The 26,112-nt window shown below is 68.3% G+C and carries 21 protein-coding genes; 18 read left to right on the top strand and 3 right to left on the bottom strand.

Annotated elements, in window-relative coordinates:
- Window positions 1-235 precede the first annotated feature (235 nt).
- From OG870_RS15835 to clpX, 3 genes are all read left to right on the top strand, one after another.
- Window positions 236-856 carry an ATP-dependent Clp protease proteolytic subunit gene (locus OG870_RS15835; RefSeq protein ID WP_323178394.1) on the top strand — a complete coding sequence of 207 codons (621 nt, stop codon included), beginning with the start codon at window positions 236-238 and terminating at the stop codon, window positions 854-856.
- A gap of 50 nt (window positions 857-906) precedes the next feature.
- A complete protein-coding gene (locus OG870_RS15830) occupies window positions 907-1,587 on the top strand; it encodes an ATP-dependent Clp protease proteolytic subunit (protein WP_323179373.1) in 681 nt (226 codons plus the stop codon).
- A 178-nt stretch (window positions 1,588-1,765) separates the two neighbouring features.
- Window positions 1,766-3,055, top strand: a complete 1,290-nt coding sequence (gene clpX / locus OG870_RS15825) for an ATP-dependent Clp protease ATP-binding subunit ClpX (protein WP_266514322.1) — start codon at window positions 1,766-1,768, stop codon at window positions 3,053-3,055.
- Between the two features lie 243 nt (window positions 3,056-3,298).
- Here clpX and OG870_RS15820 read toward each other — a convergent pair whose 3' ends face one another.
- The gene (locus tag OG870_RS15820) at window positions 3,299-4,261 is read right to left on the bottom strand and encodes a hypothetical protein (protein ID WP_266514319.1); all 963 of its coding nucleotides are present in this window, start codon (window positions 4,259-4,261) and stop codon (window positions 3,299-3,301) included.
- 137 nt (window positions 4,262-4,398) lie between these two features.
- Between OG870_RS15820 and OG870_RS15815 the strand changes: the two genes are divergently transcribed.
- From OG870_RS15815 to OG870_RS15745, 15 genes are all read left to right on the top strand, one after another.
- On the top strand, window positions 4,399-7,023 hold the full coding sequence (locus OG870_RS15815; protein ID WP_266840434.1) for a valine--tRNA ligase: 2,625 nt from the start codon (window positions 4,399-4,401) through the stop codon (window positions 7,021-7,023).
- A gap of 119 nt (window positions 7,024-7,142) precedes the next feature.
- Window positions 7,143-8,657, top strand: coding sequence for a bifunctional tetrahydrofolate synthase/dihydrofolate synthase (folC, locus tag OG870_RS15810; protein ID WP_266514312.1), 1,515 nt, complete (start codon window positions 7,143-7,145; stop codon window positions 8,655-8,657).
- 6 nt (window positions 8,658-8,663) lie between these two features.
- The gene (locus OG870_RS15805) at window positions 8,664-9,020 is read left to right on the top strand and encodes a DUF4233 domain-containing protein (RefSeq protein WP_266514310.1); all 357 of its coding nucleotides are present in this window, start codon (window positions 8,664-8,666) and stop codon (window positions 9,018-9,020) included.
- Between the two features lie 101 nt (window positions 9,021-9,121).
- A complete protein-coding gene (ndk, locus tag OG870_RS15800) occupies window positions 9,122-9,535 on the top strand; it encodes a nucleoside-diphosphate kinase (protein WP_266514307.1) in 414 nt (137 codons plus the stop codon).
- A 389-nt stretch (window positions 9,536-9,924) separates the two neighbouring features.
- Window positions 9,925-10,944 carry a rod shape-determining protein gene (locus OG870_RS15795; protein WP_266514304.1) on the top strand — a complete coding sequence of 340 codons (1,020 nt, stop codon included), beginning with the start codon at window positions 9,925-9,927 and terminating at the stop codon, window positions 10,942-10,944.
- Between the two features lie 146 nt (window positions 10,945-11,090).
- Window positions 11,091-12,035, top strand: a complete 945-nt coding sequence (mreC, locus tag OG870_RS15790) for a rod shape-determining protein MreC (protein WP_266514301.1) — start codon at window positions 11,091-11,093, stop codon at window positions 12,033-12,035.
- Between the two features lie 13 nt (window positions 12,036-12,048).
- Window positions 12,049-12,729 carry a rod shape-determining protein MreD gene (gene mreD, locus OG870_RS15785; RefSeq protein ID WP_327691000.1) on the top strand — a complete coding sequence of 227 codons (681 nt, stop codon included), beginning with the start codon at window positions 12,049-12,051 and terminating at the stop codon, window positions 12,727-12,729.
- An 80-nt stretch (window positions 12,730-12,809) separates the two neighbouring features.
- Window positions 12,810-15,071 (top strand): penicillin-binding protein 2, encoded by a 2,262-nt coding sequence (mrdA, locus tag OG870_RS15780; protein WP_266584635.1) that lies wholly within the window; start codon window positions 12,810-12,812, stop codon window positions 15,069-15,071.
- Window positions 15,068-16,267 (top strand): rod shape-determining protein RodA, encoded by a 1,200-nt coding sequence (gene rodA, locus OG870_RS15775; RefSeq protein WP_266514293.1) that lies wholly within the window; start codon window positions 15,068-15,070, stop codon window positions 16,265-16,267. The genes mrdA and rodA overlap by 4 nt, the downstream gene beginning before the upstream one ends.
- A 97-nt stretch (window positions 16,268-16,364) precedes the next feature.
- Window positions 16,365-17,900 (top strand): CYTH and CHAD domain-containing protein, encoded by a 1,536-nt coding sequence (locus tag OG870_RS15770; RefSeq protein ID WP_266584637.1) that lies wholly within the window; start codon window positions 16,365-16,367, stop codon window positions 17,898-17,900.
- Between the two features lie 99 nt (window positions 17,901-17,999).
- On the top strand, window positions 18,000-19,970 hold the full coding sequence (locus tag OG870_RS15765; protein ID WP_266514288.1) for a TIGR03960 family B12-binding radical SAM protein: 1,971 nt from the start codon (window positions 18,000-18,002) through the stop codon (window positions 19,968-19,970).
- Window position 19,971: 1 nt separating this feature from the next.
- A complete protein-coding gene (locus OG870_RS15760; RefSeq protein ID WP_266584657.1) occupies window positions 19,972-20,190 on the top strand; it encodes a hypothetical protein in 219 nt (72 codons plus the stop codon).
- A 142-nt stretch (window positions 20,191-20,332) separates the two neighbouring features.
- Window positions 20,333-20,851: a potassium channel family protein gene (locus OG870_RS15755; protein WP_266584659.1), complete on the top strand. Its 519-nt coding sequence runs from the start codon at window positions 20,333-20,335 to the stop codon at window positions 20,849-20,851.
- Window positions 20,852-21,019: 168 nt separating this feature from the next.
- Complete coding sequence (locus OG870_RS15750) at window positions 21,020-22,384, top strand: glutamate decarboxylase (protein WP_266514280.1); 1,365 nt, start codon at window positions 21,020-21,022, stop codon at window positions 22,382-22,384.
- 527 nt (window positions 22,385-22,911) lie between these two features.
- Entirely contained in the window at window positions 22,912-23,757 is an 846-nt protein-coding gene (locus OG870_RS15745; protein ID WP_266514278.1) for a YhjD/YihY/BrkB family envelope integrity protein, read from the top strand.
- 111 nt (window positions 23,758-23,868) lie between these two features.
- Here OG870_RS15745 and OG870_RS15740 read toward each other — a convergent pair whose 3' ends face one another.
- Window positions 23,869-24,279 (bottom strand): DUF7144 family membrane protein, encoded by a 411-nt coding sequence (locus tag OG870_RS15740; protein WP_266514276.1) that lies wholly within the window; start codon window positions 24,277-24,279, stop codon window positions 23,869-23,871.
- A 225-nt stretch (window positions 24,280-24,504) separates the two neighbouring features.
- Window positions 24,505-25,923, bottom strand: a complete 1,419-nt coding sequence (locus tag OG870_RS15735) for a DUF2252 domain-containing protein (protein WP_266584663.1) — start codon at window positions 25,921-25,923, stop codon at window positions 24,505-24,507.
- Window positions 25,924-26,112: the final 189 nt, after the last annotated feature.

The raw sequence follows: 26,112 nt of genomic DNA, 5'->3' as shown, positions 1-26,112 counted from the left end.
TGACCCGGGGCCCGTCCGTCTACCCGGGGGCGGCGGCACAGCCCCGGCGCGTGGGCGGCGGCCCGGCCGCCAGGCTCTACGCCCCCGGCGAACACTCCCATCTACGGGATTCTCCGAAGGGACCAGCGCGTTAGGGTCCATGAATACGAGGGCAGTGGAGTCCCCGAACGGGGCCCGGCCCCGAAGGCAAACGTGAAGACGGCCCGGCGCCGTCGTAAGACGAGCAGGTGGATACGTGACGAATCTGATGCCCTCCGCCGCCGGCGAGCCTTCCATCGGTGGCGGCCTCGGCGACCAGGTCTACAACCGGCTGCTCAACGAGCGGATCATCTTCCTCGGCCAGCCGGTCGACGACGACATCGCGAACAAGATCACCGCACAGTTGCTGCTCCTTGCCGCTGCGGACCCCGACAAGGACATCAACCTCTACATCAACAGCCCCGGCGGCTCGATCACGGCCGGTATGGCGATCTACGACACCATGCAGTTCATCAAGAACGACGTGGTGACGATCGCGATGGGCCTCGCCGCCTCGATGGGCCAGTTCCTGCTCAGCGCGGGCACCCCCGGCAAGCGCTTCGCGCTGCCGAACGCCGAGATCCTGATCCACCAGCCCTCCGCGGGCCTGGCTGGTTCGGCCTCCGACATCAAGATCCACGCCGAGCGGCTGCTGCACACCAAGAAGCGCATGGCGGAGCTCACCGCCCAGCACACCGGTCAGTCGTTCGAGCAGGTCACCCGCGACTCCGACCGCGACCGCTGGTTCGACCCCGAGGAGGCCAAGGAGTACGGCCTCATCGACGACGTCATCACAGCGGCCGCCAACATGCCGGGCGGCGGCGGCACCGGGGCCTGAGGCCCCCTGCAAGCCCCCAGCCGACCGCCTCAGCCCCTAGGAGAGAGACAGTGAACGACTTCCCCGGCAGCGGCCTGTTCGACCGCACACGCGCCGAGTACACGGGTCCCGCGGCGGAGTCCCGTTACGTCATCCCGCGCTTCGTCGAGCGCACCTCGCAGGGCATCCGCGAGTACGACCCGTACGCGAAGCTCTTCGAGGAGCGCGTGATCTTCCTGGGCGTCCAGATCGACGACGCCTCCGCCAACGACGTCATGGCGCAGCTGCTGTGCCTGGAGTCGATGGACCCCGACCGGGACATCTCGGTCTACATCAACAGCCCCGGCGGCTCCTTCACCGCGCTGACTGCGATCTACGACACCATGCAGTTCGTGAAGCCGGACATCCAGACGGTCTGCATGGGCCAGGCGGCCTCCGCCGCCGCGATCCTGCTGGCCGCCGGTACGCCCGGCAAGCGCATGGCGCTGCCGAATGCCCGCGTGCTGATCCACCAGCCCTACAGCGAGACGGGCCGCGGCCAGGTCTCCGACCTGGAGATCGCCGCCAACGAGATCCTGCGGATGCGCGCGCAGCTGGAGGAGATGCTGGCCAAGCACTCCACCACGCCGATCGAGAAGATCCGCGAGGACATCGAGCGCGACAAGATCCTCACGGCCGAGGAGGCGCTCTCGTACGGCCTGATCGACCAGATCATCTCCACCCGGAAGATGAACAACGCCGCCGTCCGCTAGTCGGAGGCTGTATCGTCTGCCGCCCCTTGGCACGGTTGGTGGCCTTTGACACGCTGCACGTCAAAGTGAACCGCGCCAAGGGGGGCCCGAACGGGGGGCTCGGCAAGGTACCGTCGGATTAAGGCAGCACCAGGAGCCGCTGGACCTAGGCGTCTCCCAGGCGAAGGGGAAGCACACCGTGGCACGCATCGGTGACGGCGGCGATCTGCTCAAGTGCTCGTTCTGCGGCAAGAGCCAGAAGCAGGTCAAGAAGCTCATCGCAGGGCCTGGTGTGTACATCTGCGACGAGTGCATCGACCTCTGCAACGAGATCATCGAGGAAGAACTCGCGGAGACGAGCGAGGTGCGCTGGGAGGAACTGCCCAAGCCCCGCGAGATCTACGAGTTCCTCGAGGGCTACGTCGTCGGCCAGGAGCCGGCGAAGAAGGCCCTCTCCGTGGCGGTCTACAACCACTACAAGCGCGTCCAGGCCGGCGAGAACGGCGGCGCCAACGGCCGTGACGACGCGATCGAGTTGGCGAAGTCCAACATCCTGCTGCTGGGCCCCACGGGCTCCGGCAAGACCCTCCTGGCCCAGACCCTGGCCCGCATGCTGAACGTCCCGTTCGCGATCGCGGACGCGACGGCGCTCACGGAGGCGGGTTACGTCGGCGAGGACGTCGAGAACATCCTGCTCAAGCTGATCCAGGCGGCGGACTACGACGTCAAGAAGGCCGAGACCGGGATCATCTACATCGACGAGATCGACAAGGTCGCGAGGAAGAGTGAGAACCCCTCGATCACTCGCGACGTGTCGGGCGAGGGCGTCCAGCAGGCCCTGCTGAAGATCCTGGAGGGCACGACGGCCTCGGTCCCGCCCCAGGGCGGCCGCAAGCACCCCCACCAGGAGTTCATCCAGATCGACACGACGAACGTCCTGTTCATCGTGGGCGGTGCCTTCTCCGGCCTGGAGAAGATCATTGAGTCCCGGGCGGGCGCCAAGGGCATCGGCTTCGGCGCGACGATCCGCTCGAAGCTGGAGCTGCAGTCCAAGGACCAGTTCGGGGACGTCATGCCCGAGGACCTGGTCAAGTTCGGCATGATCCCCGAGTTCATCGGCCGCCTCCCGGTCATCACCTCGGTGCACAACCTGGACCGCGAGGCCCTGCTCCAGATCCTCATCGAGCCGCGTAACGCGCTGGTGAAGCAGTACCAACGTCTCTTCGAACTCGACGGTGTCGAGCTGGACTTCGAGCGCGAGGCCCTGGAGGCCATCGCCGACCAGGCCATCCTCCGCCAGACCGGCGCCCGCGGCCTGCGCGCCATCATGGAGGAAGTCCTCATGTCCGTGATGTACGAGGTCCCGTCCCGCAAGGACGTCGCCCGAGTCGTCGTCACAGCGGACGTCGTCCACTCGAACGTGAACCCGACCCTGATCCCGCGCGACGCGCGGAACGGGCGGGGGCCGGGGGAGCAGAAGACGGCGTAGGCGGTATTGGTACGACCTTGAAAGGGGACGCCCGGCGGAGTCGCCGGGCGTCCCCTTTTTCGCTAGATCACTCCGCGGGAACCGGAGGGTGGGCAAAGAGGCTTGGCGGCATAGGGAATTGACCGGCGGCCTCGCCCGAGTTACGAACCGCGTGGCGAATACTGCCTGCTCCTTGGCCTGATGGGCTAGCGCTGCGACGCGAGGGGGCGCTCACCGACGAGGTGCCCCCTCGCGTCGTTGTGGCTACGCCTTGACGCGGACGTCGTTGCGGAGCTTGGCCGCCACGGACGCCGTGTCGTCGATCGAGCCACCGTTGCCGCTGGCCAGGTCGGCGAAGCCGAAGTTCGTGACCACGGCGACGGTGCTGTGGTCACCCCAGATGCACATCGGCATGTTGATGGTCTTCGCGGCGCCGGCGCTCGAGCTCGACGAGCCGGTGTTGTCGATCTGGGCGATCTGGCACTTCATGATGCCGTCCTTGAAGCCCGCGGGTGACACCTTCTCCGGGCTGCCGATCATCTTGCCCTTGCCGCTGTCGCCGCTCTCGTCCTTCTGGGACTCCGACTTGACCTTGGCGAACATGGCGTCGACGACCGCCTCCGGGTCGTCGATGGTGCCGTAGACGCCGCTGAAGGACAGGCTCGTCGCGCTGAGTCCGGTGCCCTTCTGGTAACCGGCGCTGACGTCCTTGGGGTTCTTCACACCCCACTTCTCGAAGTCGGCCTTGTCGTCGTTGGTCATCTCGTCGTTGGAGCCGCCCTTCTCCGACTTCTTGTACTCGCCGTTGATCACGGTCGCCGGAGTCGTCAGCTTGTGTGCGCCGTCGTCGGAGACGGACGAACCGCCGCTGCCGGAACCCCCGCCGATGACGAAGTAGGCCCCGACCGCGATCGCGGCCACGACCGCCACCGCGCCGATGATCAGGCCCGTCTTCTTGCCGCTGCCGCTGGGCGGGGGCGGCTGCGGGACATAGCCGGGCTGCTGGCCGTAGCCGGGCTGCTGCGGGTAGCCGTAACCGGGCTGGGCCGGAGGAGCCTGCTGCGGGTAGCCGTAGCCGGGCTGCGGCTGGGGCGGAGGGGCCTGCTGGGGATAGCCGTAGCCGGGCTGGGGCGCCTGCGGCGGCTGCTGGCCGTAGGGGCCCGGCTGGCCGTACGGTCCGGGCTGCTGGGGCTGCCCGCCGTACGGGCCCGGCTGGTTGTGACTCATTTCTGGGTTCCCCTCCAGATGCTTTATATGGTCCTGACATCCTGGCCTAGACCTCGAGCGCGCGTTCCGGCGGGGGGCGCACCGTTACAGAACAAACGCGTTTCGGGGCTGCCCCGTGACACCCCTAAACTGAGCGCGTGACCGAGAACGCTCAGCAGCAGCCACCAGCGCCCGACTCCGAACTGCCGACCCAGTACGCGCCGGCCGACGTAGAGGGCCCGCTGTACGAGCGCTGGGTGGAGCGGGGTTACTTCGAGGCGGACGAGAAGAGCGACAAGCCGCCGTACACCATCGTCATCCCGCCGCCGAACGTCACCGGCAGCCTGCACCTCGGGCACGCCTTCGAGCACACCCTCATCGACGCGCTGACGCGCCGTAAGCGCATGCAGGGCTTCGAGACGTTGTGGCAGCCCGGCATGGACCACGCCGGCATCGCCACGCAGAACGTCGTCGAGCGCGAGCTGGGGAAGGAAGGCAAGTCGCGGCACGACCTCGGCCGCGAGGCCTTCGTCGAGCGCGTCTGGCAGTGGAAGGGCGAGTCCGGCGGGCAGATCTCCGGCCAGATGCGCCGCCTCGGCGACGGCGTCGCGTGGTCGCGCGAGCGCTTCACTATGGACGAGGGGCTGTCGCAGGCCGTCCAGACCATCTTCAAGCGGCTCTACGACGACGAGCTGATCTACCGCGCCGAGCGCATCATCAACTGGTGCCCGCGCTGTCTCACCGCGATCTCCGACATCGAGGTCGAGTACCAGGACGACGACGGCGAGTTGGTCTCCATGAAGTACGGGGAGGGCGACGAGTCCATCGTCGTCGCCACGACCCGTGCCGAGACCATGCTCGGTGACACCGCCGTCGCCGTTCACCCCGAGGACGAGCGGTACAAGCACCTCGTCGGCAAGCTCATCAAGCTGCCGCTCACCGACCGCTCCATCCCCGTCGTCGCGGACGAGCACGTCGACCCCGAGTTCGGCACCGGCGCCGTCAAGGTCACCCCGGCCCACGATCCGAACGACTTCGAGATCGGCCGGCGCCACGACCTCCCGGCGATCACGATCATGGACGAGCACGCTGTCATCACCGCCCACGGCCCCTTCCAGGGCCTGGACCGGCTGGAGGCCCGCTCCGCCATCGTCGCCGCCCTGCGCGCCGAGGGCCGGATCGTCGCCGAGAAGCGGCCGTACGTCCACTCCGTCGGCCACTGCTCGCGCTGCAAGACCACCGTCGAGCCGCGTCTGTCCATGCAGTGGTGGGTGAAGGTCGGCCCGCTCGCGAAGGCCGCCGGAGACGCGGTCCGCGACGGCCGCGTCAAGATCCACCCGCAGGAGATGGAGAAGCGGTACTTCGACTGGGTCGACAACCTCCACGACTGGTGTATTTCAAGGCAGTTGTGGTGGGGCCACCGTATTCCGGTCTGGTACGGCCCGGAGGGCGAGGTCGTCTGCGTCGGCCCCGACGACGAGCCGCCCACCGGGGAGGGCTGGCGTCAGGACACCGACGTCCTGGACACCTGGTTCTCCTCCGGCCTGTGGCCCTTCTCCACGCTCGGCTGGCCCGAACAGACCGAGTCGCTCGCGAAGTTCTACCCGAACTCCGTCCTGGTCACCGGCTACGACATCCTCTTCTTCTGGGTCGCCCGGATGATGATGTTCGGCCTGTACGCGATGGACGGCACCCCGCCGTTCCACACCATCGCCCTGCACGGCATGGTCCGCGACCAGTTCGGCAAGAAGATGTCGAAGTCCTTCGGCAACGCGGTCAACCCGCTGGACTGGATGGACAAGTACGGCAGCGACGCGCTCAGGTTCACTCTGGCCCGTGGCGCGAACCCGGGCGTCGACGTCCCGATCGGCGAGGACTGGGTCCAGGGCTCCCGCAACTTCGCCAACAAGATCTGGAACGCCACGCGCTTCGCGCTGATGAACGGCGCCACGGTGGACGGCCCCCTGCCGGACGCGTCGGCCATGTCCGCGACGGACCGCTGGATCCTCTCCCGGCTCAACTCCGTCGTCGCCGAAGTCGACGCGCTCTACGAGGACTACCAGTTCGCGAAGTTGTCGGACGCGCTCTTCCACTTCGCGTGGGACGAGGTCTTCGACTGGTACGTCGAGCTGTCCAAGACGACGTTCCAGGCGGGCGGCGAGGCGGCCGAGGTCTCCAAGCGCGTCCTCGGCGAGGTCCTCGACGTCACCCTCAAGCTGCTGCACCCGGTCGTCCCGTTCGTCACGGAGACCCTCTGGACCACCCTCACGGGCGGCGAGTCGGTCGTCATCGCGCAGTGGCCGGCCGACAGCGGCTTCCGGGACACCGCCGCCGAGCGGGAGATCGAGAGCCTCCAGTCCGTCATCACCGAGGTCCGCCGCTTCCGTGCCGACCAGGGTCTGCAGCCGGGCCAGCGCGTCCCGGCCCGGCTGAGCCTCGACGGCACGGCGCTCGCGCCCCACGAGGCGGCCATCCGCCAGCTGCTGCGCCTCCAGCCGGAGGGCGACAGCTTCACGGCGACGGCGACCCTGCCGGTTTCCGGCGCCGAGGTGGCCCTCGACCTCTCCGGCACGATCGACGTCGTGGCGGAGCGCAAGCGCCTCGCCAAGGACCTCGCGGCCGCCGAGAAGGAGAAAGCCCAGGCCACGGCCAAGCTCGGCAACGAGGCGTTCCTGGCGAAGGCCCCGGACAACGTCGTGGACAAGATCCGCGGCCGCCTGGCCAAGGCGGACGAGGACATCGCGAGGATCAAGGCCCAACTGGACCGCCTGCCCCAGCAGTAGCCGACCTCGAGGGGCGCGGGGAACTGCGCGACAAGCCGCAGACTCCCCGCGCCCGCCGGCAATGACCGGCCACCCCACTCCGTGGGCACACTGTCAGTCGGCCTCCGTAGACTGAGTCCGTGAGCGACCAGAACGAGCCCGACGCCTTCGACAACGAGCCCGACGCCTTCGACGAGATCATCGCCGCAGAAGCCGACCGCGACCCCGACCTCGCGGTCATCGAGGCCGGCAGCCGCACCCTGCGCACCCAGGGCGGCCCGCCGGAGGCAGACGTGCCCGCGCGTCCCGAGGACCCCGAGGTCGACAAGGCCCTGCGCGAGGTCGAGGCGCAGCTGGCGACACGATGGGGCGAGACCAAGCTGGAGCCGTCGGTCAGCCGTATCTCCGCGCTGATGGACGTGCTGGGCGACCCGCAGCGCTCGTACCCCTCGATCCACATCACGGGGACGAACGGCAAGACCTCCACGGCTCGCATGATCGAGGCCCTCCTCGGCGCCTTCGAACTGCGCACCGGCCGCTACACCTCCCCCCACGTCCAGTCGGTCACCGAGCGCATCAGCCTCGACGGCAGCCCCATCTCCGCCGAGCGCTTCATCGAGACGTACGAGGACATCAAGCCGTACGTCGAGATGGTCGACGCGCAGCAGGAGTACCGGCTGTCCTTCTTCGAGGTGCTGACCGGCATGGCGTACGCGGCCTTCGCCGACGCGCCTGTCGACGTCGCGGTCGTCGAGGTCGGCATGGGCGGCTCCTGGGACGCGACGAACGTGATCGACGGGGACGTCGCCGTCGTCACCCCCATCGACCTCGACCACACCGACCGGCTCGGCGAGACGCCCGCCGCGATCGCCACGGAGAAGTCCGGGATCATCAAGCAGGACGCGACCGTGATCCTGGCGCAGCAGCCGGTCGACGCGGCGCAGGTGCTGCTGAAGAAGGCCGTCGAGGTCGACGCCACCGTGGCCAGGGAAGGGCTGGAGTTCGGGGTCGTCGCCCGGCAGGTCGCCGTCGGCGGCCAGGTGCTCACGCTGCGCGGCCTCGGTGGGGAGTACGGCGAGGTGTACCTCCCGCTCCACGGCCCGTACCAGGCCCACAACGCCGCCGTCGCGCTCGCCGCGGTCGAGGCGTTCTTCGGAGTCGGCTCCCAGCGTCCCGAACCGCTGGACATCGACACCGTCCGCAAGGCATTCGCCGCCGTCTCCTCCCCGGGCCGGCTCGAAGTCGTACGGCGGTCCCCGACCGTCGTGCTGGACGCCGCCCACAACCCGGCGGGTGCCCGTGCCACCGCCGAGGCGGTCGGTGAGGCCTTCGACTTCAGCCGGCTGATCGGCGTCGTCGGCGCCAGCGCCGACAAGAACGTACGAGGACTGCTGGAGGCCTTCGAGCCGATCTTCGCCGAGGTCGTCGTCACGCAGAACTCCAGCCACCGCGCGATGGACGTCGACGAGCTGGCAGCGATCGCCGTGGAGGTGTTCGGCGAGGAGCGCGTCCAGGTCGAGCCGGCGATGCCGGACGCTCTGGAGGCCGCGATCACGCTGGCCGAGGAGGAGGGTGAGTTCGCGGGCGGCGGCGTCCTCGTCACCGGTTCCGTCATCACGGTCGGCGAGGCCCGGCTTCTTCTGGGAAGGGGCTGACGGCCCGTGCGTACGCTCTGTGCTTCGACCCTGATCGGCGAGTTCTTCGTGATCGGCTTCGCGGGGCTGGTCGCCATGAAGGACCCCGACCTGTCCATGGCGACGGTGTGGACGGTCAGCGGCATCGCGATGTTCCTGTGCGTGGCGCTGTGCGGTGTCGTGACGCGGCCGGCCGGGATCGTCCTCGGCTGGGCCCTGCAGATCGCCCTCATCGCCTCCGGCTTCGTCGTCCCGACGATGTTCTTCCTGGGCGTGGTCTTCGCGGCCCTGTGGTGGGCCTCGGTGCACTACGGACGAAAGATCGACGAGGCGAAGGCCAGATTCGCGGCAGAGGCCGGCTCCTCCACAGCTGACGCTGCGTAACAGGGGTCCGGACACGCCCTGTAATCTTCGAACACCTCGCAGAACCCTTGATTCAGCACGACTCTTGATTCAGCAGAACCCTTGATTCATAGGAGCCCGCAGTGACTCAGCGCACCCTCGTCCTGCTCAAGCCCGACGCGGTCCGCCGTGGCCTGACCGGCGAGATCATCAGCCGTATCGAGCGCAAGGACGGCTGGCAGATCACCGCGCTGGAGCTGCGCACCCTGGACCAGGAGACCCTGGAGCAGCACTACGGCGAGCACAAGGGCAAGCCCTTCTACGAGCCGCTGGTGGAGTTCATGGCGTCCGGCCCGGTCGTCGCGCTGATCGTCGAGGGCGAGCGGGTCATCGAGGGACTGCGCGCGCTTGCCGGCCCGACCGACCCGATCGCCGCCGCCCCCGGTTCCATCCGCGGCGACTACGGCGTGATCGTCCGCGAGAACCTGATCCACGCCTCCGACTCCGAGGAGTCCGCCCAGCGCGAGGTGAAGATCTTCTTCCCCGGCCGCGCGTAGTCCTGCGGGGGTTGGGCAGCTGACGACTTCGGGTCGTCCGCGGGTTGTCCGGCCGGCCGGGTCCGAGGTGCCCCGGGGGAGCCGTGCGCGGAACTTTCGTGGATATTTCTGAGGTTCCGTCAGGTCGCCCGCCCGTCTGACCTGGGGCGGCCGTAGGATTTCGGCCGCCCTTCGGCATATGCGTGCCGATCGGGGGAACGAGTGCCCCCGATAGGCCGTCTCCACAAGCGATGCGGCACTTCATCTGCTGACAATGGCGAAGACCCTCGCGCAGTGTTCGTGCAGGCGCGTCTACGATGGAAGCCTTCACGTCACAGCACCCACTTCGCCGACCTGAAAAGCACTCAAAAGCTCCCAGGAAGGCCAGACGAATCCTGATGGGGAACTCAATGTCGTTCATCGGCCGTGACATGGCTGTCGACCTCGGGACCGCCAACACGCTGGTGTACGTCAGGGGTCGCGGGATCGTACTCAACGAGCCGTCCGTCGTCGCGATCAACACCAACACCGGTGGCATCCTCGCGGTCGGCGCCGAGGCGAAGAAGATGATCGGGCGGACCCCTGGCAACATCGTTGCCGTGCGACCGCTGAAGGACGGTGTCATCGCCGACTTCGAGATCACCGAGCGGATGCTCCGCTACTTCATTCTGAAGATCCACAAGCGTCGGTATCTCGCGCGGCCGCGCGTCGTCGTGTGCGTGCCCTCCGGCATCACCGGCGTCGAGCGCCGTGCCGTCATCGAGGCGTCGTCCCAGGCGGGCGCCCGCCAGGTGCACATCATCGAGGAGCCCATGGCCGCGGCCATCGGTTCCGGCCTGCCGGTCCACGAGGCCACGGGCAACATGGTGGTGGACATCGGCGGCGGCACCACGGAGGTCGCGGTCATCTCGCTCGGCGGAATCGTCACCGCACAGTCCATCCGCGTCGCTGGTGACGAGCTGGACAACGCGATCATCCAGCACATCAAGAAGGAGTACAGCCTCCTCCTCGGTGAGCGGACGGCCGAGCAGATCAAGATCACGATCGGTTCGGCGTACGAGCTCGATGCTGACGAACACACCGAAATCCGCGGCCGGGACCTCGTCTCCGGGCTGCCCAAGACCGTCGTCATCTCCGCCGCCGAAGTGCGCAAGGCGATCGAGGAGCCGGTCAACGCCATCGTCGACGCCGTCAAGACGACCCTCGACAAGTGCCCGCCGGAGCTGTCCGGCGACATCATGGACCGGGGGATCGTGCTGACGGGCGGCGGGGCGCTGCTGCGCGGACTCGACGAGCGGCTGCGCCGCGAGACGGGCATGCCGATCCACATCGCCGAGGACCCGCTGGACAGCGTGGCGCTCGGTTCGGGCAAGTGCGTCGAGGAGTTCGAGGCGCTCCAGCAGGTGCTGGACGCCCAGCCGCGCAGATGAAGTAACTCTTCGATTCCGCCGTACGAGATGATCTCCTCTCGTGCGGCGGATCGTTGATATGGAGGCATAAGCTCGCCCATAAGCCTCCGCACACCTGAATACCCAAACCTCTGCACATTCCTATGAGGAAGGCACGGCCGCCGCACGTGAGGGACACACGAGAGAGCCGGCTGCTCCTGGTGCTGCTGATCGCCGTCGCGTTCGCGCTGATCACGGTGGACATCCGGGGCGGAGAGGATTCACCGGTCGACGGTGCCCGCCAGGGTGCCGCCGCGGTGTTCGGCCCCGTCGAGAACGGGATGTCGTCGGCGGTCGACCCGGTCGGTAACGCCGTCTCCGCGATCCGCGACTCGGGCACCCGGCACGACCGGCTCGCCCGCATGGAAAAGGAGAACGCGGCCCTCAAGGCGAAGCTCGGCAGCGACGACCGCAACTCCAGCCGCCTCAAACAGCTCGACAAGATGCTGAAGGTCTCCGCCGAGGGCCAGTACGGCATCAAGGGTGGCCAGGTCATCGCCATAGGGGCGGCCCAGGGCTTCTCCTGGACGATCACCATCGACATCGGCGCCAACGACGGCATCAAGCGGGACATGACCGTCCTGAACGGGGACGGTCTGGTCGGGCGGGTCACCACCGTCGGCCCCGACGCCTCGACCGTCCTGCTCGCCAACGACCCGGACTTCACCGTCGGCACCCGCATGGAGGGCAGCGACGAACTCGGCTTCGCCTCCGGACAGGGCGACCGCCCGCTGCGCGTCGAACTGCTCAACAGCAAGGCGGACGTGAAGAAGGGCGACCGGCTCGTCACCTTCGGCTCCGAGGCCGACAAGCCCTTCGTGCCGGGCGTCCCGGTCGGCGTGGTCTCCCGGGTCGACCCCTCCGGCGGCGACCTGACCCGCACCCTCTACGTCACGCCCTACGTCGGCTTCACCAAACTCGACATCGTCGGTGTCGTCGTAGAGGCCCCGAAGCAGGACCCCCGCGACACGGTGCTCCCGAAGAAGCCCAAGCCGACGCCCACGCCGACGGTCACCGTCACGGTCACCCCGTCCGCGAACGCGTCCCCCGACGGCCAGACCCAGCAGCAGTAGGAGCTGAATCCCCATGCGTGTCAACCGGATCCTGCTCTCCTCGGCCCTGATCGTCGTAGCCCTGGTCATCCAGGTGAGCGTCCTCGCCCGGCTCCATCTGCCCGGCGCCGTCCCCGACTTGCTCCTGCTCACCGTCCTGGGCCTGGCCCTGGTGTACGGCCATGTCGGCGGCGCCCTCGTCGGCTTCGGCGCGGGCCTGCTCGCCGACCTCGCGCCGCCCGCCGACCACGCCGCCGGGCGCTACGCCCTGGTGCTGTGCGTCGTCGGCTACCTCGCCGGACTGGTCAAACCGGAGAACGGGCGGCTGAAATCGGCCACAGGGCCCATGATCGTCGTGGCCGCCGCGGCCGTCGGCTCGACCCTGCTCTACGCCGGTGTGGGCGCCCTGGTCGGTGACACCGCCGCCCGCCATGTCGGCCTCGTCGGCCTGCTGTTCACGGCGGCCCTGTACGACCTGCTCCTCGCCCCCTTCGTGGTCCCCGGGATCATGGCCCTGGCCCGGCGCGCGGACAACGACCCCCTCGCCGAGACCAACTCCCCGTCCAAGAAGGCGACCGACATCACCTCCGGCTGGATCTCCGCCGGCACCGGCCTCAAGGTCGGCGGCCAGCGCGGTGGCCTCGGCGGGCTGAAGACCAAGGCCCGTACCCGTACCACGCGCGTGGGCCGCATCAAGGGGGTCAAGCGGCTGTGAGAGCGCGGGAGTCGGCGGCACGCTTTCACAGCTCCGTCGGATATGACACAGACACACACTGAGAGGGGGAGGCAACAGCAGTGACCAACATCCCCGAGACCGGTCGGACCCAACGGGTCCAGATCCGACTCGTCGTCATCCAGATTCTCGTCCTCTCCCTGCTCGGCACCCTCGGCGGCCGTCTGTGGTACCTGCAGATCCGCGAGGGCAACGCATACGCCAAGGAGGCGTCCGGCAACCACGTCCAGCAGGTCGTCGATCCAGCCGTACGCGGATCGATCCTGGACGCGCGCGGAGTACCGCTCGCCGACAACGAGACCCGCCTCGTGGTCTCTGCCTCCCGCACCGACCTGCTGAAGATGAAGGACGACGGCAAGGCGGTCCTCACCAAGCTGGCCGGGGTCCTGGGCATGAAGCCCACCGAAGTCATGCAGCGGGTCCGGCTGTGCGACGCCAAGACGCCGCAGCCGTGCTGGAACGGCTCGCCCTACCAGCCGATCCCCATCACCGACGAGGCCACGCCCCGCCAGGCCATGCAGATCCGCGAGCGCTCCGAGGACTTCCCCGGCATCACCGCCGAGCCCGAGGCCCTGCGCCGCTACCCGTCGCCCGGCAAGGCCAACACCGCCCAGGTCCTCGGCTACCTCTCGCCCGTCACCGACGACGAGATCCAGCAGGCCAAGGACACCGACTCGCCCTACCTGCGCTCCGACCAGGTCGGCCGCAACGGCCTGGAGCGCGAGTACGACAAGGCACTGCGCGGCAAGGCGGGCGTCACCCGCTACGAGGTCGACAACCTCGGGCGGGTCATCGGCAAGGCCAAGGCGGACGCCGCCGAACCCGGTTCCAGCCTCGTCACCAGCATCGACTCCCGCGTCCAGCGCGTCGCCGAATACGAACTGAACGCGGCGATGAAGGCAGCCCGCGGACAGTTCGACAAGATCACCGGCGAGAACTACAAGGCCGACTCGGGCGCCGTCGTCGTGATGGAGGCCAAGACCGGCCGTATCGTCGCCATGTCGTCCGCGCCCACCTACGACCCGAACGTCTGGGTCGGCGGTATCTCCGCCAAGGACTACAAGAAGCTCACCGGCAAGGACTCCGACTACCCGCTGCTGAACAGGGCCATACAGGGTCAGTCGGCGCCCGGTTCGACCTTCAAGGTGGTCTCCACGGCCGCCGCGGTCGAGGCCGGCTACGTCTGGGACGGCGGCTACCCCTGCACCAGCTCGTACTCGGTGGGCGGCCAGGTCTTCAAGAACTTCGAGGGCGAGAACTTCGGCCCCATCTCGCTCGGCCGGGCGCTCGAGGTCTCCTGCGACACCGTCTTCTACGGCCTCGCCGACCGCGAGTGGAAGAAGGACGGCGGCATCAACCCGAAGAAGGGCGAGCCGAAGGACTACTTCTACAAGACCGCCCACCAGTTCGGCCTCGGCAAGCAGACGGGCATCGACCTTCCCAACGAGGTCACCGGCCGCGTCCCCGACCGCCAGTGGAAGGAGGACTACTGGAAGGCCAACAAGGACTCGTGGTGCAGGACCGGCAAGAAGGACGGCAGTTACGTCGAGAAGATCGCGTACGAGAACTGCCTCGAAGGCAACAAGATGCGCGAGGGCGACTCGATCAACTACTCCATCGGCCAGGGTGACACCCTCCTCACCCCGATCCAGGAGGCCATGATCTACGGGGCGCTCGCCAACGGCGGCACCGAGTACGTCCCGACCATCGGCAAGGCGGTCATCAGCCCCGACGGCAAGTCCGTCAAGGAGATCAAGCCGAAGGTCAAGGCCAAACTCCCGGTCACCCAGGCCACGCTCAAGGGCATCGACAAGGCCCTCGCGGGCGTCGTCACCAGCGGTACCGCCGCCTGGAAGTTCCAGGGCTGGCCGCAGGACAAGATCGAACTGCACGCCAAGACCGGTACCGCGGAGGTCTACGGCAAGCAGACCACCTCCTGGCTCGCCACGTACTCCAAGGACTACACGGTCGTCATGACCATCGCCCAGGCCGGTACCGGCTCCGGCGCCTCCGGTGAGGCGGTCCGCAACATCTACAGCGCCCTGTACGGCGTCAACTCCGACGGCTCGATCGACAAGAAGAAGGCGCTGCTGCCCAGCCCGCAGAAGGGCCTGCCCAAGGTCCGGACGGACGGCACGATCGCCTCTCCGAAGATCTCCAAGGACCCGGCCAAGCAGCTCAAGGACCTGCAGAAGGCCACCGAAAAGGGCACGACCGCCCCCGACCAGACCCAGCCCGGCGCGACCACCGCCTCGCCCACCACGACGAACCGGACGACCCGCAGGCGGCCGCGCAGAAGGGGAAGCCGGAGGATGCTCACATGACCGGTGCAGGCAGCTTCTCCGTCTCCGGGTACGGACCCGCGCGCGCGGGCTGGACGCGGATCTTCGCCCGCGACTCGCTCGCCCGCCGCCTGGACTGGCCGATACTGCTGGCGGCGCTCGCGCTCTCGATGATCGGTGCGGTCCTCGTCTTCTCGGCGACCCGCAATCGCACCGAGATCAACCAGGGCGACCAGTACTACTTCCTCATCCGGCACATCATGAACACCGGCATCGGGTTCGCCCTGATGATCGCCACGGTCTGGCTCGGCCACCGCACCCTGCGCACCGCCGTCCCCATCCTCTACGGCGCCTCGGTGCTGCTGATCCTGCTGGTGCTCACCCCGCTCGGCTCCACGGTCAACGGCGCACACTCGTGGATCGTGCTCGGCGGCGGCTTCTCCCTCCAGCCCTCGGAGTTCGTGAAGCTCACGATCATCCTGGGCATGGCGATGCTGCTGGCCACCAGAGTCGACGCGGGCGACAAGAAGCACCCCGACCACCGCACGGTGCTGCAGGCCCTGGGCCTGGCCGCCGTACCGATCCTGATCGTCCTGCTCATGCCGGACCTCGGATCCGTCATGGTCATGGTGATCATCATCCTCGGCGTGCTGCTCGCCTCCGGCGCCTCCAACCGGTGGGTCTTCGGCCTCATCGCCACGGGCGCCATCGGCGCGATCGCCGTCTGGCAGCTGCACATCCTGGACGAGTACCAGATCAACCGCTTCGCCGCTTTCGCCAACCCCGCGCTCGACCCCGCCGGCGTCGGCTACAACACCAACCAGGCGCGTATCGCGATCGGTTCGGGCGGTCTGACCGGAGCGGGCCTGTTCCACGGCTCGCAGACCACCGGCCAGTTCGTCCCCGAGCAGCAGACCGACTTCGTCTTCACGGTCGCGGGCGAGGAACTGGGCTTCCTCGGCGCGGGACTGATCATCGTCCTCCTCGGCGTGGTCCTGTGGCGCGCCTGCCGCATCGCCCGCGACTCGACCGAGCTGTACGGCACGATCGTCGCTGCCGGAATCGTCGCCTGGCTCGCCTTCCAGACCTTCGAGAACGTCGGCATGACCCTCGGCATCATGCCGGTCACGGGCCTGCCGCTACCGTTCGTGTCGTACGGCGGCTCGTCGATGTTCGCGGTGTGGATAGCGGTGGGACTGCTCCAGTCGATCAAGGTGCAGCGGCCGATGTCCGCGTAGGGACCCGCGCGTTGCTCCCGCGTTTCCCCCGCATCCCCCCGGGATTCACCTCCGAGAGGCTCTGCCGCCATGACCTGAATCCCACTAGATTCAGGTCATGGCGGACACAAAGCGCGAGATCGAGCGGAAGTACGAATCCGACGACAGCGGCCTGCCGGACCTGACCGGCGTCGCCGGTGTCGCGTCCGTCGTCGACAAGGGCGTCGCCCATCTGGACGCCACCTACTACGACACCCCCGACGAACGCCTCGCCGCGGCCGCGATCACCCTGCGCCGCCGCACCGGCGGATCCGACGCGGGCTGGCACCTGAAGTTCCCGGTCGCCCCCGACGTCCGCGACGAGATCCGGGCCCCGCTCTCCGACACCGTCCCGCGCGTCCTGGCCGGCCTGGTCCGCTCCCGCGTCCGCGACGCCGAACTGCAGCCCGTCGTCCGCCTCCTCTCCGACCGCGACGTTCGCGACCTCGTCGACGCCGAGGGCCGGCTGCTCGCCGAGGTCAGCGTGGACGCCGTACGCGCCGAGCGGCTCACCGGCGACGGCGGCTCCGCCCAGTGGACCGAGCTGGAGGTGGAACTCGCCGACGGCGGCGACCCGGTCTTCCTCGACAAAGTCCACAAGAGGCTGCGCAAGGCGGGCGTACGACCGTCCGCATCGGCGTCGAAGCTCGCGCGAGCGCTGATGGAGACGGCACCGCGGAAGAAGGGCACCAAGAAGCAGCGCGCGAAGCAGCAGGCTGCGAAGAAGCAGATGCCCGAGGCCCCCGAGACGGCCGGCGACCACGTCCTCGCCTACCTCCGCGAGCAGCGGGACGCCATCGTCGCCCTCGACCCGGCCGTACGGCAGGACACCTACGACTCGGTGCACCGCATGCGCGTCGCCACCCGCCGTATGCGCAGCGCCTTCCGCTCGTACGCCAAGGTTCTCGACCGGACCGTCACCGACCCGATCGGCGAGGAACTGAAGTGGCTGGCCGGCGAGCTGGGTGTGGACCGGGACGCCGAGGTGCTGACCGAACGCCTGACGGCGGCCTTCGACGCACTGCCCAGGACGCTGCTCCACGGCCCGGTCCGCACCCGGCTGCGCACGTGGATGAGCGCCCGCCGCGGCGGTTCGCGACGCCGGCTGACCGGCGTCCTGGACTCCAAGCGGTATCTGGTCCTGCTCGACAGGCTGGACGCGCTGGTCGCGGACCCGCCGCTGCTGGAGGCGGCCGCCGGAGCGCCGGAGATGGTGATCGCCAAGGCCGTACGCAAGGACTTCGGCAAGCTGGCGGAGCTGGTGGACCGGGCCATCGGCCTGGAACCCGGCCAGGACCGCGACCTCGCCCTGCACGAGGCCCGCAAGAAGGCGAAGCGGACGCGGTACTCGGCGGAGGTCGCCGCAGCCGCCCTCGGCGGCCCGGCGTCCGCCCTGGCCAAGTCGATGAAGTCCCTGCAGAGCCTGCTGGGCGACCACCAGGACAGCGTCATGACCCGCCAGACCCTGCGCGAGCTGTCCGCCGTGGCACACGCGGCGGGGGAGAACGCGTTCACGTACGGAGTGCTCTACGCCCGCGAGGAGGGGCGCGCGACGGCCGCCGAGGCCGGGCTGCCCGCCGCGTGGCAGGAGGCGAAGGCCGGGATGCAGGTCTGAGGGGGCGGGGAGGGGCTTGAACGGTCGGGGTGGCCGTGCGGCCGCGTTACGCTAGATGGTCACCCCTGTCAGTCCAGTCCTCCCACGAAGGTTCGCGAGATGCCTGCCGAAGTCGCTGCGGCCGCCGAGTCCGTGTTCCCGCAGCTCGAAGCTCTGCTCCCGCACGTGCAGAAGCCGATCCAGTACGTCGGCGGAGAGCTCAACTCCACGGTCAAGCCGTGGGAGTCCTGTGACGTCCACTGGGCGCTCATGTACCCGGACGCGTACGAGGTCGGCCTGCCCAACCAGGGCGTCATGATCCTCTACGAGGTCCTGAACGAGCAGGAGGGCGTCCTCGCCGAGCGCACCTACAGCGTCTGGCCGGACCTGGAGGCGCTGATGCGGGAGCACGGCGTCCCGCAGTTCACGGTGGACAGCCACCGCCCGGTGAAGGCCTTCGACGTGTTCGGCCTGTCCTTCTCCACGGAACTCGGCTACACGAACATGCTGACGGCACTGGATCTGGCGGGCATCCCCCTGGAGTCCAAGGACCGTACGCTCGACGACCCGATCGTCCTGGCCGGCGGCCACGCCGCCTTCAACCCCGAGCCGATCGCGGACTTCATCGACGCGGCGATCATCGGCGACGGGGAACAGGCCGTCCTCGACATGACGAGGATCATCCGCGAGTGGAAGGCGGAGGGCCGGCCCGGGGGCCGCGAGGAGGTCCTCTTCCGCCTGGCGAAGACGGGCTCGGTGTACATCCCGGCGTTCTACGACGTGGAGTACCTGGCGGACGGCCGTATCGCACGGGTCGTACCGAACAAGTCCGGTGTCCCGTGGCGTGTGTCCAAGCACACGGTCATGGACCTGGACGAGTGGCCCTACCCCAAGCAGCCGCTGGTCCCCCTGGCCGAGACGGTCCACGAGCGCATGTCGGTGGAGATCTTCCGCGGCTGCACCCGCGGCTGCCGCTTCTGCCAGGCCGGCATGATCACCCGCCCGGTCCGTGAACGCTCGATCACGGGCATCGGCGACATGGTGGAGAAGGGCCTGAAGGCGACGGGCTTCGAGGAGGTCGGCCTGCTGTCCCTGTCCTCCGCGGACCACTCGGAGATCGGCGACATCGCCAAGGGCCTGGCGGACCGCTACACGGAGGACAAGATCGGTCTGTCCCTCCCGTCGACGCGTGTCGATGCCTTCAACGTGGACCTGGCGAACGAGCTGACGAGGAACGGCCGCCGGTCCGGCCTGACCTTCGCCCCCGAGGGCGGCTCCGAGCGCATGCGCAAGGTCATCAACAAGATGGTCTCGGAGGACGACCTCATCCGCACCGTCTCCACCGCCTACGGCAACGGCTGGCGCCAGGTGAAGCTGTACTTCATGTGCGGCCTGCCCACGGAGACCGACGAGGACGTCCTGCAGATCGCCGACATGGCGATGAAGGTCATCGCCGAGGGCCGCAAGGTCTCCGGCCAGAACGACATCCGCTGCACGGTCTCGATCGGCGGCTTCGTCCCCAAGCCCCACACCCCCTTCCAGTGGGCGCCCCAGCTCTCCGCCGAGGAGACGGACGCCCGCCTGCAGAAGCTCCGCGACAAGATCCGCGGCGACAAGAAGTACGGCCGCTCGATCGGCTTCCGCTACCACGACGGCAAGCCGGGCATCGTGGAGGGCCTCCTCTCCCGCGGCGACCGCCGGCTCGGCGCCGTCATCCGCGCGGTCTACGAGGACGGCGGCCGCTTCGACGGCTGGCGCGAGCACTTCTCCTACGACCGCTGGATGCAGTGCGCGGACAAGGCGCTGGCGGACTCCGACGTGGACGTCGACTGGTACACGACGCGCGAGCGCACGTACGAGGAGGTCCTCCCCTGGGACCACCTGGACTCCGGCCTCGACAAGGACTGGCTCTGGGAGGACTGGCAGGACTCCCTCGACGAGACAGAGGTCGAGGACTGCCGGTGGACGCCTTGCTTCGACTGTGGGGTGTGTCCGCAGATGGACACGCAGATTCAGATCGGGCCCACGGGGAAGAAGTTGCTGCCTCTTACGGTCAAGAAGGACGCTGCGGCCGGCGGACACACTCACTGACGTGAGTGAGGCGCTGGCACGGATTGCTGATGCCCTGGCAGCGGCGAGCGAGGAGGACGTAGCCGCTGCCATGGGTGCTCACAGGATCCAGGTCCAGGTTGAAGGTGTCGCTGCCGGCCAGTACCAACAAGAAGCCGACAGTCAGAACAACGACGAACGCGATCGTGTTGTAGCCGATCCACTGCCAGTAGAGGCGAGTGTCCTAACCATTCCCCGATGAGGCCGCCTTGCGGCCCGAGCCGGAAGCCGCCATCCCGGTGACCATCTGGTGCGCCTGCCACACGCGCCTCCGAAGCACGGGGACGTTGAAGCCACGAGCGGAAGCGACAACGCGATCACCGCAGCGGCGCATCGAGGGAACCGTGGACAAGACTTCACGCAAGGGCCGACGCCAGGCGCTCCGTGCCTTGCTGCGTTCGTTGCTGACTGCGGCGCTTCTCGTCACCACCTATTACGTGCTGCCGCTCGATTCGGCCTTCACCGCCGGCACGGTCCTCGCGCTCGTCGGCGGTGTGGCGGCCGTGGTGCTGCTCCTCGTGTGGCACATCCGAAGGATCGCCCAGTCCCCGCGTCCCGAGCTGCGGGCCGCTGAGGCCCTGGGGACAACCCTCCCGCTCTACCTGCTCCTGTTCGCGACGGTCTACTACCTGATGGAGCGCAGCGGTGCGGAAAGCTTCAGCGAGGTTCTGTCGCGGAGCGACGCGCTGTACTTCACCATGACCGTCTTCAGCACCGTCGGCTTCGGAGATATCAGCCCGCGCAGCGAACCGGCCCGGCTGCTGGTCACCGCGCAGATGACCCTGAACTTGCTGCTGATCGGTGTGGCTGCCCGGTTCCTTGTGGCGGCGGTGAAAAAGGCCAAAATGCAGTCGGGCCGGTGATCGACTCAAACGTGTTCGTAGTCCCAGGGGTGCTTGATGGGCTTGGAACGATTTGCTTCTTCCGCGGTTTGACCTGCTGGCCGCGATCTCGTTCATGCTCGGCGCCTCGCTATTCTGCTTCGGCGTGTCCCTCCCGGAGGCACGCTCCGGCACTGTTTGATTCGTCGTATGACCAAGCGCGACGACGTGGCCCTTTTCGGCAACCGATTCCTGACTGCGCCCGCACCCTCGGAGACCTTTCCCGAGGAAGGCATGGCCGCGACGGACGCAATGAGGCTCGTGGATGTGGATCTCGCCATGGAGGGCGACCCTCAGCGAAACCTCGCCACGTTTGTCACCACTTGGATGGAGCCGGAGGCGCAGCGGCTGATCGCCGAGAACCTCCACCGTAATTTCATCGACCATGCGGAGTACCCCATTTCCGCCGAGATCGAGCAGCGTTGCGTGCGCATGCTCGCCGACCTGTTCCATGCGCCGGGCAGGACGACTGGATGTCGGACTCAGGGCTCGTCCGAGGCGATCATGCTCGGAGCGATGTCGCTGAAGTGGAAGTGGCGCGAGCGTCGCCAGGCGGCCGGCCTGTCGATCGACCGGCCCAACTTGATTTTCGGCGGGGACGTCCACGTCGTGTGGGAGAAGTTCTGCCGCTACTTCGACGTCGAGCCGCGGATCGTGCCGCTTGCTGAGGGCAAGTACACGATCGGCCCGGAGGACGTGGAGCCCCACCTCGACGAGAACACGATCGGCGTCGTCGCCGTCCTCGGCACCACGTTCACCGGCCACAAAGACGATGTCGTCGGGATCGACAAGCTCCTGCGGGACGTTCGCAAAGAGCGGGACCTCGACATTCCGATCCATGTTGACGGCGCCAGCGGCGCATTCGTGTGGCCCTTTCTCTACCCGGACTCGAAATGGGACTTCCGGCTTGAACAGGTCCGTTCGATCAACGTCTCGGGACACAAGTACGGCCTGGTCTACCCCGGCATCGGATGGCTGGTCTTCCGCGAGGAGTCCGACCTGGCCAAGGATCTCGTGTTCTACGAGAACTACTTGGGCAAGACCGACGCCACGTTCACGCTGAACTTCTCTACCGGCGCGTCGATGGTGCTCGCGCAGTACTACAACTTCGTCCGGCTCGGTCGCCAGGGCTACACCTACGTCATGAAGATGATGCAGGAGAACGCCCACGCGTTGGCGGACAACCTGCGGAGCAACGGCCGCTTCGAAGTGATCGGGAGTGACCTTGAGCAGCTGCCGCTGGTCGCTTTCCGTCTCGCCGGCAAGTACGCCTACGACGAGTCCGACATCGCCTGGCAGCTCTCGGCCGAGCGCGGCTGGATGGTGCCGGCGTACACGCTCCCGCCCAACGCGGAGAGGGTGAAGATCCTGCGTGCCCTGGTCAGGGAGACCCTGAGCCGCGAGCAGGTCGATCGCCTGAGCCAGGACATCGACGACGCGTGTCGGACTTTGGACGACAAGGGCGCGACCCACGGGATCGAGCGGGCCCAGGTCAAGCGCGGCACCGGCTACTGACGCACCTCCGCGCCCCGGTTGGACACACCTGCCCGGTCCTCCAGGGCATCCACTGGTCAGCCCACGAGGCCCCAATGCCCCAGGTTCGCAACTGGAGACCGACGCGGTGAAGGGCCTCAAGCTCAACATCACCGGCTTCAACCGCGCTGCCTGCTACTGAACTGAACAGGTCGATGGAGGCCGCGCCCGCTCGTCACGTGCGGTTCGTGAAGCCAGGTGAACGGCCCTCCTCGGCGGCGGGGCCGGTTCGCGCCGGAGGCTCACCGGGTCTCTGAAACCGCCGTCCCGTTCACGCCTTTCGTGCTGGTTCGTTGATCCATCCGGCCCTGCGTCGTGCTCGTGCCGGAGCCAGACGGTCTCAGCGGCGACACCCTGGCAGTATGCAGTCAGGGACAGGGGCCGGAGGGAAAGGCCCGGATCACCCGCCACGCCGGGCAGCGCGGCGGGAGTCCGGCGCCTCGATCGGGTCCCGGCTGATGGGGTTGCGGGCCCGGGCCGAGGCCCGGTTCCCGGTGATCACGCGTCTGATGTCGCACCTGATCTCGGTGAATGTGCTCGACTCGGCCACCCGGCTGGCTGCTCAGACGTTCCTCACGGCCGTCCCGCTGCTGTTCGTGGTGGCCTCCATCGCCCCGGCGGCGTTGCGTGATCAGTTCGTCAAGTCCGTGCACGAGGCCTTCGGGCTGACCGGAAGCGCGGACGCCGAGTTGAAGAAGGTTGTCCAGGGCACCGGTAATCCGTCCGACGAGCTTCGGCAGACCACCGGCGTGGTCGGCGGGCTGATGGTGCTCATCTCGGCCACCGCGTGCAGCCGTGCCATGCAACGGCTGTGCCAGCGAGCCTGGAGCCTGCCCGGGGCGAGCGCGCGGGTGGCCGCCTGGCGCTGGATCGCCTGGCTCGCGGCGTGGCTGGTCATGTTCGGACTGCAGGGGAGCCTGCGCACCGGCTTCGGGCTCGGCCTGTGGCTGGGTGTGCCGCTGCTGCTGGTCGCGGAGGTCGCCCTCTGGTGGTGGACGCAGCATCTGCTGCTGGCCGCGCGCGTGCCGTGGCTGCCACTGCTGCCGGGCGCGCTGCTGACCGGAACGGCCCTGAGCGTCCTCACCCTCACCGCACCGCTGTACGTGCCCCAGGCCCTCAACCACAGCCTGGACAAGTACGGCTCGCTGGGTGCGGTCTTCACTCTGTTGTCCTGGCTCATCACGCTCTGCGTGGTCGCGGCCCTGTGCATCACCGCCGGTGCGGTCATCGCCCGCGAACCCTGGGCCGCCCGCCATTTGGACAGATCCGCAGCGCCGGGCCCACCGTCCGGCGACACGCCGGCAGGCGGCGCTCCACCTGGCATTTCACCACCGAATGATCCGCCACCCGAGTAGTGCAGGCAGAGCGTGCTCCGCGAGCGACGGCCCGGGTCGGGACCCGGAGTTCACGAGATCATCTGGCCGGAGAGGCCGTCAGTGAGCGGCCCGATCGGCCGACCGTTCGTTTCAGGGCTCCCGCTGCACGACGCACAGGGCCCAGATGACGAAGCCGTACATCGCGATCAGGATGAGCGACCAGACGGGGTAGTACGGCATCGACAGGAAGTTGGCGATGATCAGCAGTCCGGCGATGCCGACGCCGACGACCCTGGCCCACGTGGCGCGCGTGAAGAGACCGGCGCTCACGCCCACGGCGATCACTCCGAGGACCAGCTGGATCCAGCCCCAGCTCGTCAGGTCGAACTTGAAGGTGTAGTTGGGGGCGGAGACGTAGATGTTGTCGTTGGCGATGGCCGTGATGCCCCGGAGGAGGTCCAGGACACCGGCGATGAACAGCAGGACGGCGGCGAACATCGTCAGTCCACCCGCGGCCGCCTGACCGGTTTCCGAACGGTGGTGCGTTGTGGTCGTGGCCATGGTGAATTCCTCACTTCGTCGGTGAGACGCAGCGCCAACGCTGTTTCTTCGAGCATGCGCGTTGACTCAGCAGGGGTGATCACCCGTGGCGGGTGAGGTCCGTGAGGCGGTTCGACGGCACCGGCCTGGGCAAGACGGCCAGCCGGCCATGACCGGTCCACGGGTCCCGCATCCTGGTGGCATCGGCGGTCTCATCGCCGCGACGGCTCTGAGGCCAATGCCTCCTCAGGCTGCCTCGGCCGGCAGCTTCCCGGTGCTGACGGCGTCGACGAGTGCCTGGTGGTCCCGCTCGTTCTGGTCGGCGTAGTGCTCGGCGAATGTCACCAGCGCCCGGTCGAAGGTGTCCCCGCCGCCCAGGTACGCGGCGATGGCGATGCGGTCGCCGGACCTGGCGTGGGCGCGGGCCAGCGTCGCGCCGCACAGAGCGCCGAACGTCCGCATGCCCCGCGGCACCATGTCCTCGGCCACGGCGACCCCCTTCCAGTCCCGCAACTGCCGTATGTAGAAGTCGCGCCGTCGGCCGTCGATGCCCTCGACCCGCTCCCAGCCCAGGAGGATGTCGCTGGTGGCCTGCATGAGCCGCTGCCCGGAGACGACCCGCTCGCCCTGCGTGGGATATTCGCTGTCTCCGACGTGGGGTGCCAGCACCGACTGATCGGCCTCCTTGGCCTGGAGGAACAGCGGATCCTCGTCGTCCCGGCCCAACAGGAGCACGATCCAGCAGCGGGTGCCCACGCTGCCGACCCCGACGACCTTGCGCGCTATGTCGGCCAGCTGGTACTGCTCCAGCAGGAACCGCCGGTCCGACTGCAGGGTCGTGCCGTAACGCTCGACCAGCCGCCTGATCTGCTGCTCCAGTTGGCCGCGCTGATCGTCCGGCATCAGGTCCTCGAGGCGGGTGATGAGCGGCGGGTCGGGAACGATACGGCGCTTGCCGTCGACGACATGGGTGAGCTTGTCGAAGACCTGAAGGGTGTCGTGCGAACGGGCCTTGGCCGCGGCACGCGCCCAGCGGTCACGGCCCCGCGCCGACAGGTCCGCCCCGAACTGGTTCCGCACCCAGTTGTCGTCGAACTGGGCGTACCAGACGCCCAGGTTGCCGATTCCGGCGAACCCGCGCATGCCCTCGCGATAGGACCCTACGGTGGCCCGTACGATCGCGGCGCGCTCCTTGGTGCTGAAGCCGTTCAACCGGCCGGCGATGACGAGGCTGGCGGCCAGGCGCTTGACGTCCCACTCCCAGGGGCCCGGCAGTGTCTCGTCGAAGTCGTTGATGTCGAACATGAGGCGGCGCTCGGGCGAGGCCAGCAGCCGGAAGTTCAACATGTGGGCGTCACCGCACAGTTGGGTCCTGAAACCCGTCCTCGGCGTCTCCGCGAGGTCCGACGCCATGATGGCCGCGGCCCCCCGGTAGAACCGGAACGGTGACTCGGACATCCTCCCGTAGCGGACCGGTACGAGCTCGGGCAGCCGCGTCGCCGACTGCTTCTCGATGATCTCCAGGGGATCCGGCCGCTTGGGTCCCGGCGCGAACTCGGCCTGGCTGGAACGGGGCACTTCGGCCCGCGCTGCCTTGCCGAGCGCGGCTCGCTCCTGCGGGGTGCGGTGCCGCAGCTCGCGGCCGTCCAAGTGGTTCTCCGTCATGACAGCGGCTCCAGGGGATGGTCGCCTCCTCACACGCCGGTGGCGACGGGCTGCGAGTGGTGGGTCGACCGCTCCGAGTCGGCCGTGGGCCGTGGGCCGTGGCGCGGTCGCCGCCGAGACCAGCGCAACCGGGCACTGATGTCGGAGCGTGCTCCGCCTTCGCCGTGGTCGACGTCTCGCGGTCACGAA

This window comes from Streptomyces sp. NBC_00461 (assembly GCF_036013935.1).
Taxonomy (GTDB): domain Bacteria; phylum Actinomycetota; class Actinomycetes; order Streptomycetales; family Streptomycetaceae; genus Streptomyces.
This window is presented reverse-complemented; position numbering and strand designations above follow the sequence as displayed.

Bases quoted from the DNA above. Each gene is read 5' to 3' on its own strand.
- OG870_RS15795 (WP_266514304.1), top strand. From the start codon at position 9,925: ATGTCGTTCATCGGCCGTGACATGGCTGTCGACCTCGGGACCGCCAAC.
- mreD (WP_327691000.1), top strand. From the start codon at position 12,049: ATGCGTGTCAACCGGATCCTGCTCTCCTCGGCCCTGATCGTCGTAGCC.
- OG870_RS15735 (WP_266584663.1), bottom strand. From the start codon at position 25,923: ATGACGGAGAACCACTTGGACGGCCGCGAGCTGCGGCACCGCACCCCG.
- OG870_RS15765 (WP_266514288.1), top strand. From the start codon at position 18,000: ATGCCTGCCGAAGTCGCTGCGGCCGCCGAGTCCGTGTTCCCGCAGCTC.
- OG870_RS15750 (WP_266514280.1), top strand. From the start codon at position 21,020: ATGACCAAGCGCGACGACGTGGCCCTTTTCGGCAACCGATTCCTGACT.
- OG870_RS15770 (WP_266584637.1), top strand. From the start codon at position 16,365: ATGGCGGACACAAAGCGCGAGATCGAGCGGAAGTACGAATCCGACGAC.
- OG870_RS15820 (WP_266514319.1), bottom strand. From the start codon at position 4,261: ATGAGTCACAACCAGCCGGGCCCGTACGGCGGGCAGCCCCAGCAGCCC.
- OG870_RS15745 (WP_266514278.1), top strand. From the start codon at position 22,912: ATGTCGCACCTGATCTCGGTGAATGTGCTCGACTCGGCCACCCGGCTG.
- rodA (WP_266514293.1), top strand. From the start codon at position 15,068: ATGACCGGTGCAGGCAGCTTCTCCGTCTCCGGGTACGGACCCGCGCGC.
- OG870_RS15740 (WP_266514276.1), bottom strand. From the start codon at position 24,279: ATGGCCACGACCACAACGCACCACCGTTCGGAAACCGGTCAGGCGGCC.